Genomic DNA, 8,470 nt, shown 5'->3' with positions numbered 1-8,470 from the left:
CTGCCTAGCCGGGCCTACCCCCCCCCGCCCCGCGGGCCCGGGCGGGGCCGCGGGGGGGGGGGGGGCCCGGCGGGGGGCGGGGGGGCGGGGGGGGGGCCCCCCCCCCCCCCCCCCGCCGCCGCTCACTCCTCCCCGGCGAGAGTGAGGCGGCGCAGCTTCTGGCCGGCGAACCAGGTCGCGACGACCGTGACGGCGGCCAGCAGGACCGCTGCGGTGGGCAGGGCGACGGCGGAGTCGACGATGCCCGGGCCGGTGACCTTCTCGGCCAGGGCCAGCGACCACTGCTGGACGCTGAGCGTCTTGGCTCCCGGCACCAGGGAGCCGAACAGGGACTCCCAGACCAGGGCGTACACCAGACCGAAGACCACCGCGTGGCGGCTGACCGTGCCGAGGAGCAGGAAGAGCGCGCTGTACGCGATCGAGGCGACCAGGGTCGCGACGGTGAAGGCCACCGCGATCTGCTGGCCGTTGCCGTTGAGGATCAGGCCGGCGAGCAGGGTGGGCACCGCCGAGAAGACCATGGTCACGGCGATGGCGACGGTCAGCTTGGTCATGATGATCGTCGGGCGCTTCACCGGCTTGGCGAGCAGGTAGACGATCGAGCCGTCGTCGATCTCGGGGCCGATGGCCCCGGTGCCGGCGATCACGCCGATCAGCGGCACCATCGTGGCCAGCGCGAAGCCGCCGAGGAGGCCCGCCGCGGTGGTGTCGTCGGCGCCGTTGAGGAGCCTGACAGCGACCGCGATGACCAGGAGCAGGGCGGGCAGCGCGAAGAGGATCAGGGCCCGGCGGCGGCCGAGCAGGGCCCGGTAGGTGAGCCGGGCAACCGTGGGGTTGTACATCGATGCCAGCTCCTTCAGGCCGCTACGAGGTAGGAGAAGACCGACTCGAGGGACTCGTCGGAGGGCGAGACCGTCAGCAGCCGGATGCCGTGCTCGCGGGCGACCCGCGGCAGCAGCTCGGTGAACCGGCCGAAGTCGACGGCCTGGATGCGCAGGGCGCCCTCGGCGTGGTCGACCTCGATCCCGGCCGTGGACGGGTCGGCGATCAGGGCCGCCGCCAGCGCGCGGTCGTCGGAGGAGCGGACGAGGTAGCGGTGGGGGCGGTCCGTCATCAGGCGGCGGATCTTGCGGAAGTCTCCGGAGGCGGCGTGCCGGCCGGCGACTACGACCTCGATGTGGGACGCGAGCTGCTCGACCTCCTCCAGGATGTGGGAGGAGAACAGGACCGTGCGGCCCTCGTCGCCCATCCGCCGCAGCAGGTCCATCAGCTGCATCCGCTGGCGCGGGTCCATGCCGTTGAACGGCTCGTCGAGCAGCAGCACCGACGGGTCGTGGACCAGGGCGGAGGCCATCTTGACCCGCTGGCGCATGCCCTTGGAGTACGTGGCGATCTTGCGGTCCTGCGCGTACTCCATCTCGACCGTGGCCAGGGCGCGCTGGGCGGCCCGGGCGTCGAGCCCGTGCAGTTCGGCGTTGGCGACGACGAACTCACGGCCGGTCAGGAAGTCGTACATGGCCTCCCGCTCGGGCACCACGCCGACGTGCTTGTAGATCTGCTCGTTGCCCCAGATCGGGGAGCCGTCGAGGGTGACGGTGCCCGTGGAGGGCGCCAGGAAGCCGCCCATCATGTTGATCAGGGTGGACTTGCCGGCGCCGTTGGGGCCCAGCAGGCCGGTCACGCCGGGGCGGATGCTCATCGTGACGTCGTTGACGGCGACGACGTTGCCGAACCAGCGCGACGCGTGGTCGATGTCGATGGTTGTCACAGTCCGGCCTTCCGGTAGCGGGCCATCAGGACGCCGTACGAGCCCGCGATGACGCCGAGGATGACGAGCAGGTAGACGAAGCCGGCGCCGGTGGAGGGGACCACCTCGCCCGGGAAGGCGGAGTCGGCACCCAGGAACACCGACTGGAAGCCGCTGATCAGCGTGATCGGCGAGAACAGGCCGAGCCACTCGATGGGGCCCGGGGCGCCGGTCTCGTGGGCGATGACCTGCACGGTCGAGACCGCGCCGAAGGGGATGACGAACACCGCGATGACGGCGGCGACGCCGAAGCCGCGGCGCGGCGTGAGGGCCGCCATCACCAGGCCGATGCCGGAGAAGAGGAGCGAGAGCAGGAGCACCGAGACCAGTCCCTGGGCGAACCCCTTGGTCTGGTCCGCGAAGTCGAATTTGGCCAGCAGGGCGCCGATGTACATGATCAGCAGCGGCGTCGCCGTGAGGACGAAGAGCGCCGAGGCCATCGCCGCGAACTTGGCGAGGACGTAGTCGACGCGCTCGATGGGCCGCGAGAAGTACAGCGGCACGGTCTTGAAGCGCAGGTCGCGGGAGACCGACTGGGGGGCCTGCGACGCGACGTAGAGGCCGATCACCATCTGGAGGTACAGGGCGTAGCCCGTGTACTTGATGGGCAGGTCGGTCGAGCCCGGTACGGCGATGGCCACCGCCACGATGATCGCGGCCGGCGCGCACATGATCCCGAAGAGGAGCATCGGCAGCACCTTGGACTTGGCCGAGCGGCCCAGGCCGTAGGCGCCGCGCAGCGACTGCGAGTACAGCGAGCGGCGGGCGTAGGCGCGGCCGAGGCGGGCCCCGTCGTAGGAGCGGTAGCCGATGTTGTGGATCTGGGTGGAGGTCTCAGGCGCCATGGCTCCCGGCTCCCTTCTGGTCCTTGAAGACCTCCGCGATGTGGTGGCGGCGCTGCTCCATGCGGACCAGGCCGAGGCCGAGGCCGGCGACGGTGTCGCGCACCGTGTCGTACGTCTGCTCGCCGGTGGCCTCGACGAGGAGGACGTGCCCGGCGCCGGGCAGGCCCTGCTCCGTGCTCACGTGGAGCGTGACGCCCGCGGCGACGAGGGCCTCGCGCAGGGCGCGGGTGCCGTCCGGGTGGGCGTCGGAGTCGGTGACCTCGACCGCGAGGGTGGTGGTGGTCTGCGTGAAGTCGCTGGTGGAGCTGGAGCGGAGCAGCTTGCCGCCGTCCACGACGACGACGTGGTCGCAGGTGCGCTCCAGCTCGCCGAGGAGGTGGGAGGTGACCAGCACCGAGATGCCGAAGTCGGTGTAGACCCGGCGGATGAGGCCGAGCATCTCGTCGCGGCCGACCGGGTCCAGGCCGTTGGTGGGCTCGTCGAGGAGCACCAGCTGCGGGTCGTGGACCAGGGCCTGCGCGAGCTTGACGCGCTGCTTCATGCCGGTGGAGTAGCCGCCGATGGGGCGGTACCGCTCCTCGTACAGGCCGACGTGGCGCAGCGTGTCGGCCGTGCGCTCGCGCGCGGCCGTCGGAGGCAGCCCGGACATGCGCGCCATGTGGACGACGAACTCGGTGGCCGAGACGTCGGGCGGCAGGCAGTCGTGCTCCGGCATGTAGCCGACGCGCTCGCGGATGGCGCCGCCGCTGGTGGCGACGTCCAGCCCGAGCACGGAGGCACGGCCCTCGGTGGCCGGGGAGAGCCCCAGCAGGATCTTGATGAGCGTGGACTTGCCGGCTCCGTTGGCGCCGACCAGGCCGGTTACGCCGGGGCCGATGTCCAGGGAGAGCCGGTCAAGGGCGGTCACTTCCGTGTACCGCTTGCTCAGGCTTTCGGTCGCGATGACAGTCACGGTTCGACGGTAGTGGCGCAGGCCACGCCGATCGTCACTCTGTAGCGGGTTACCGTTCTCCGCCTTGGGTCGTACATGCCCGTAGGGGAGGCAGGACCCGAGAGCTACCCCGGAAGGCCGCCGAAAGGTTTTCCACAGGTCTGTGCACGGCTCTTGACGTGATCTCCAGGCATTGTCACATTCATCAGTGTCAACTTACGGGCACGTACGGCTACCGGGACGGGGCTGGCATGGCAGGGGACGGGTTCCAGGAGTTCCGCGGGTTCAGGGAAGTGCAGCGGCTCGCGTACGAGTGCGCGGAGGCGGTCGCCGCCCAGCTGAAGCCGGGCGTCACCGAGCGCGAGGCGGCGCGGATGCAGCGGGACTGGCTGCGCGAGCGCGGGGTGACCGACTGGTTCCACCTGCCCTTCGCGTGGTTCGGCGACCGGACGGCGTTCACGAACTTCAGGATCCCGCTCCAGTTCTTCCCGACCAACCGGCGGCTGGAGGCGGGGATGCCCTTCATCCTCGACATGGCCCCCGTCTACAAGGGCTACACCGCGGACATCGGCTACTCGGGCTCCCTCGGGCTCAACCCCGTGCAGGACCGGCTGATGGCCGACCTGCGCGCGCACCGCGAGCTGATCCTCGTCCAGGTCCGCGAGCGCCGCTCGCTGCGCGAGATATACGACGACGTGGAGCGGCTGATGACCCGGCAGGGGTACGCCAACCGCCACCGCGCCTATCCCTTCGGCGTGATCGCGCACAAGGTGGACCGCGTGAAGGAGCGGCGCTGGTCGCCGACCGCCTTCGGGTTCGGCACGCAGTCGCTCAAGGGGCTGGCGAGCGACGCCCTGCACGGACACCGTGAGGGCTGGTCGCCGCTGTGGAGCCCGTACAAGTTCTCGGACCACCCCCCGCAGCCGGGACTGTGGGCGGTCGAACCCCACCTGGGCTTCCGGGGCACCGGCGCGAAGTTCGAGGAGATCCTGGTCGTCACCGACTCCCGGGATCCCGAGGAGAGCGCCTACTGGCTGGACGACGACCTGCCGCACGTGCGGCGCTGGGCAGAGGAGAAGGCAGCGTGAGCATGGCCGTTCTGGGCGGGGCGCGGGAGCGCCGGATACACACCGGGGGCGTCGAGCTCTGCGTCGCGGAGCTCGGGGACGCGAGCCGGCCGACGGTCGTGCTGGTGCACGGCTACCCGGACAGCAAGGAGGTGTGGTCGGAGGTCGCGGCGCGGCTGGCCGAGCGCTTCCACGTGGTGCTGTACGACGTGCGGGGTCACGGGCGCTCCACGGCTCCGGTGCCGCTGCGCGGCGGGTTCACGCTGGAGAAACTGACGGACGACTTCCTCGCCGTGGCCGACGCGGTGAGCCCGGACCGCCCGGTGCACCTGGTGGGCCACGACTGGGGGTCCGTACAGGCCTGGGAGTTCGCCACGGTCAAGCGCACCGAGGGCCGGATCGCCTCCTTCACCTCGATGTCCGGACCCTCCCTGGACCACTTCGGGCACTGGATCAAGAAGCGGATGGCGCGGCCCACCCCGCGCCGGGCGGCCCAGCTGCTCGGGCAGGGCGCCAAGTCCTGGTACGTCTACATGCTGCACACCCCGGTACTGCCGGAGCTCGCCTGGCGCGGCCCGCTCGGCAAGCGCTGGCCGGGAATCCTGGCCCGGGTCGAGAAGGTGCCGGCGGGGGAGTACCCGACGGCCTCGCTGCCCTCGGACGCGGCACACGGCGCCTGGCTCTACCGCGACAACGTCCGCGCCAGGCTGCGCCGGCCGCGCGCCGACGCGTACGCCCACACGCCCGTCCAGCTGATCACGCCCACCGGGGACGCCTTCCTCTCGGAGCGGCTCTACGACGACCTGGAGCTCTGGGCGCCGAACGTGCTGCGCCGCACCCTGCCGGCCAAGCACTGGGTGCCGCGCACCAGGCCCGACCAGCTGTCGGCCTGGATCGGCGAGTTCGTCGAGGCGCAGGAGGACCGGGCTGCCGCCGGTGCGGCGGGCACGACGGCCCCGGCGGCGGCCACCGGCCGGTACGCCGACCGGTTCAGCGGGCAGCTCGTGCTGGTGACCGGCGCCGCGAGCGGCATCGGGCGGGCCACGGCCTTCGCGTTCGCCGAGGCCGGGGCGCGGATCGTGGCAGTGGACCGGGACGGCGAGGGCGCGGCGCGCACCGCCGAGATGGCCCGGCTGCTCGGCTCCCCCGAGGCCTGGGGCGAGACCGTGGACGTCAGCGACGAGCAGGCGATGGAGCAGCTCGCCGCCAAGGTCGCGGCGGAGTACGGCATCGTCGACGTGCTGGTGAACAACGCGGGGATCGGGCTGTCCGGGGCGTTCCTGGACACCACCGCGGAGGACTGGAAGAAGGTCCTCGACGTCAACCTCTGGGGCGTGATCCACGGCTGCCGGATCTTCGGCAGGCAGATGGCAGAGCGCGGCCAGGGCGGCCACATCGTCAACACCGCCTCGGCCGCCGCGTACCTGCCGTCCAGGACGCTCCCCGCCTACAGCACCTCGAAGGCGGCGGTCCTGATGCTCAGCGAGTGCCTGCGGGCGGAGCTGGCCGGCAAGTCCATCGGCGTCTCCGCGATCTGCCCGGGCATCGTGAACACCAACATCACCGCCACCACCCGCTTCGCCGGGGTCGACGAGGCCGAGCAGGAGCGCCGGCAGCAGAAGTCCTCGCGCCTCTACGGCCTGCGCAACTTCCCGCCGGAGAAGGTGGCCGACGCGATCCTCCAGGCCGTGGTGAAGAACCAGGCGGTGGTGCCCGTGACCCCCGAATCGCGCGGCGCACTGTGGATGTCCCGGTTCACTCCCCGGACCCTGCGGGCGATCGCCCGGCTGGAGCCCAGGCTGTGACTGCGGGCGCCACTCGGAGAGAGCCCGGCACGGCCATACCCTGCTGATTCCGCCGGTCGTACCATCCCTCGCAGGAGGGCTCGCCGCGCAGGGTGGCCGAGCACCTGGCGGCCCCACCGGCCGCCCGGGGCCGCGGCGGGCGGTGCCGGCGGGCGGCGATGTCGTAGGGAGTGCTGAGTGTCCGAGCAGGCGGTGGCGGAGTACCGGATCGAGGATCTGGCGCACCACAGCGGAGCCACGGTGCGCACCATCAGGGCCTACCAGGACCGCGGGCTGCTGCCGAAGCCGGAGCGGCGCGGCCGGTCCAACGTGTACCGGGACACGCACCTGGCCCGGCTGCGCCAGATCGCCGACCTGCTCGACCGCGGCTACACCCTGGCCTCCATCAAGGAGCTGCTGGAGGCCTGGGACGCGGGGCGGGGCCTGGGCGGCGTCCTCGGCCTGGTGGCCGAGGTGCACGGGCCCTGGACCGACGAGGAGGCCGCCCGGATCACCCGGGAGGAGCTGAACGACCGCTTCGGGGGCAAGCCCGACGACCGGGCCGTCGACGAGGCGGTCGAACTCGGCGTGCTGGAGCGGGTGCCGGGCACCTCCGACGAGTTCCTGGTGCCCAGTCCACAGGAGCTGGCGGTGGCGGCCGAACTGCACGCCGCGGGCGTGCCGCTGGACGCGATCACCGGGCACCTGCGCGAGCTGCGGGGGCAGGTGGAGTCGATCGCCTCGCGGTTCCTGGACTTCACGACCGAGCACGTCTTCGCCCGGTACCTCGGGTCGCACCCGCCGACCGACGCGGACGCTGCCGAGGCGGCCACGCTCGTCCGGCGGCTGCGTCCGCTGGCCCAGCAGACGGTCGACGCCGAGCTGGCCCGCGCCATGCGGCTGTTCGCCACCCGTCACCTCCAGCGGCACCTGGGGGCCGCGGGTCAGCCGGTGGCCCCGTCGGGACCGTCCCCGGTGGCGCTGCCGGCCGAGACGGTGCGCGCGGTGCAGGAGCTGGTGGGACCCGCCCACGTGGCGGCCTTCGTACGGGCCGCCACCGAGCGGGAGCTGCAGGCCCGGACGATGAACGAGCTGGCCTCACGTAAGGGTGACTGACTTACCCACAGGGTTGCCCACAGACGATCACGCAATCGCCGACATACCCCGGCAAATGGGCTGTGGATAACCGGCTGTAACTGTGGATTGTGTCAACTCGCCGCTCGGTAGGCGGCGTTGATGGGCGTCACCTCGGCGTTACGCGCCTTCTCCCGCCCGTACAGAACCAGCGACAGGGCCAGGCCGAGCCCGCCGCCGACCAGCTGGGCGGCCACGAAGCCGGGCACGGAGGCGGGGGCGATCCCGGTGAAGGAGTCGGAGAAGGCCCGGCCGACCGTGCCGGCCGGGTTGGCGAACGAGCCGGACGAGGTGAACCAGATCGCCGCGGCGATGTACCCGGCCACCGCGGCCGGGACCAGCCGCGGCCGTCCGATCCGCCCGAGCCCCTGGATCACCAACACCAGCCCGGCGGTGGCCACGACCTCCCCGACCAGCAGGTGCGCACCGTCCTTGGCCTGCACGGCGAACGCCCCCGGCGCCCTGCCGAACATCACCTCGGCCAGCACCGCGCCGGCGACGGCGCCCACGGTCTGGGCGGCCGCGTACACGGCCGCCGCCCGCCCGGTGAGTCCCTCGCCGCCCGAGCGCCGGGTCCACCAGGAGACGAGCGTGACGACCGGGTTGAGATGGGCGCCCGAGAGGGGCCCGAACAGGGTGATGATCAGCCCCAGGCCGATGGCGGAGGCGGCGGCGTTGGCGAGCAGTGCCACGCCCGTGTCCCGGCTGAGCGCGGCGGCCTGGATGCCGGAACCGACGACGATCACCAGCAGCGCCGCGGTGCCGGTGAACTCGGCGGCGGCCCTGCGTGGCAGCGAGGCGGAAGCGGGCATGGTGGTATCCCCCTAGGGCGAACAGGTCGATGGTCATCGACGACGAAGTGGTGGTGGACCCGGCGACGGACGTCTTCACGTGCGGAGTGC

Annotated in this window: 8 protein-coding genes; 3 read left to right on the top strand and 5 right to left on the bottom strand. The window is 72.1% G+C overall.

What is annotated here, in order from left to right; translation table 11 throughout:
• Positions 1–122: 122 nt before the first annotated feature.
• Genes ACIQUQ_RS21395 through ACIQUQ_RS21380 form a run of 4 tightly spaced genes read right to left on the bottom strand, consistent with a single transcriptional unit; the run spans position 123 to position 3,604 of the window.
• Complete coding sequence (locus ACIQUQ_RS21395) at positions 123–842, bottom strand: ABC transporter permease (RefSeq protein ID WP_403978058.1); 720 nt, start codon at positions 840–842, stop codon at positions 123–125.
• A 14-nt stretch (positions 843–856) separates the two neighbouring features.
• Complete coding sequence (locus ACIQUQ_RS21390; RefSeq protein WP_403978056.1) at positions 857–1,768, bottom strand: ABC transporter ATP-binding protein; 912 nt, start codon at positions 1,766–1,768, stop codon at positions 857–859.
• The gene (locus ACIQUQ_RS21385) at positions 1,765–2,652 is read right to left on the bottom strand and encodes an ABC transporter permease (RefSeq protein WP_403978054.1); all 888 of its coding nucleotides are present in this window, start codon (positions 2,650–2,652) and stop codon (positions 1,765–1,767) included. The genes ACIQUQ_RS21390 and ACIQUQ_RS21385 overlap by 4 nt, the downstream gene beginning before the upstream one ends.
• Positions 2,642–3,604, bottom strand: a complete 963-nt coding sequence (locus ACIQUQ_RS21380; RefSeq protein WP_403978052.1) for an ABC transporter ATP-binding protein — start codon at positions 3,602–3,604, stop codon at positions 2,642–2,644. Before ACIQUQ_RS21380 ends, ACIQUQ_RS21385 begins: the two co-directional genes overlap by 11 nt.
• Before the next feature lie 230 nt (positions 3,605–3,834).
• Here ACIQUQ_RS21380 and ACIQUQ_RS21375 point away from each other — a divergent pair, with 230 nt between their 5' ends.
• The 3 genes from ACIQUQ_RS21375 (at position 3,835) to ACIQUQ_RS21365 (ending at position 7,550) form a co-directional block, all read left to right on the top strand.
• Positions 3,835–4,671 (top strand): M24 family metallopeptidase, encoded by an 837-nt coding sequence (locus tag ACIQUQ_RS21375; RefSeq protein WP_403978049.1) that lies wholly within the window; start codon positions 3,835–3,837, stop codon positions 4,669–4,671.
• Between the two features lie 2 nt (positions 4,672–4,673).
• The gene (locus ACIQUQ_RS21370) at positions 4,674–6,455 is read left to right on the top strand and encodes an SDR family oxidoreductase (RefSeq protein ID WP_403978325.1); all 1,782 of its coding nucleotides are present in this window, start codon (positions 4,674–4,676) and stop codon (positions 6,453–6,455) included.
• Positions 6,456–6,632: 177 nt separating this feature from the next.
• Positions 6,633–7,550, top strand: a complete 918-nt coding sequence (locus tag ACIQUQ_RS21365) for a MerR family transcriptional regulator (protein WP_403978046.1) — start codon at positions 6,633–6,635, stop codon at positions 7,548–7,550.
• 92 nt (positions 7,551–7,642) lie between these two features.
• Here ACIQUQ_RS21365 and ACIQUQ_RS21360 read toward each other — a convergent pair whose 3' ends face one another.
• Positions 7,643–8,380 (bottom strand): aquaporin, encoded by a 738-nt coding sequence (locus tag ACIQUQ_RS21360; RefSeq protein ID WP_403978044.1) that lies wholly within the window; start codon positions 8,378–8,380, stop codon positions 7,643–7,645.
• Positions 8,381–8,470: the final 90 nt, after the last annotated feature.

This window comes from Streptomyces sp. NPDC101118, assembly GCF_044759445.1.
In the GTDB taxonomy this organism is placed as follows: Bacteria; Actinomycetota; Actinomycetes; order Streptomycetales; family Streptomycetaceae; genus Streptomyces.
This window is presented reverse-complemented; position numbering and strand designations above follow the sequence as displayed.

Bases quoted from the DNA above. Each gene is read 5' to 3' on its own strand.
- ACIQUQ_RS21395 (WP_403978058.1), bottom strand. From the start codon at position 842: ATGTACAACCCCACGGTTGCCCGGCTCACCTACCGGGCCCTGCTCGGC.
- ACIQUQ_RS21385 (WP_403978054.1), bottom strand. From the start codon at position 2,652: ATGGCGCCTGAGACCTCCACCCAGATCCACAACATCGGCTACCGCTCC.
- ACIQUQ_RS21375 (WP_403978049.1), top strand. From the start codon at position 3,835: ATGGCAGGGGACGGGTTCCAGGAGTTCCGCGGGTTCAGGGAAGTGCAG.
- ACIQUQ_RS21370 (WP_403978325.1), top strand. From the start codon at position 4,674: ATGGCCGTTCTGGGCGGGGCGCGGGAGCGCCGGATACACACCGGGGGC.
- ACIQUQ_RS21360 (WP_403978044.1), bottom strand. From the start codon at position 8,380: ATGCCCGCTTCCGCCTCGCTGCCACGCAGGGCCGCCGCCGAGTTCACC.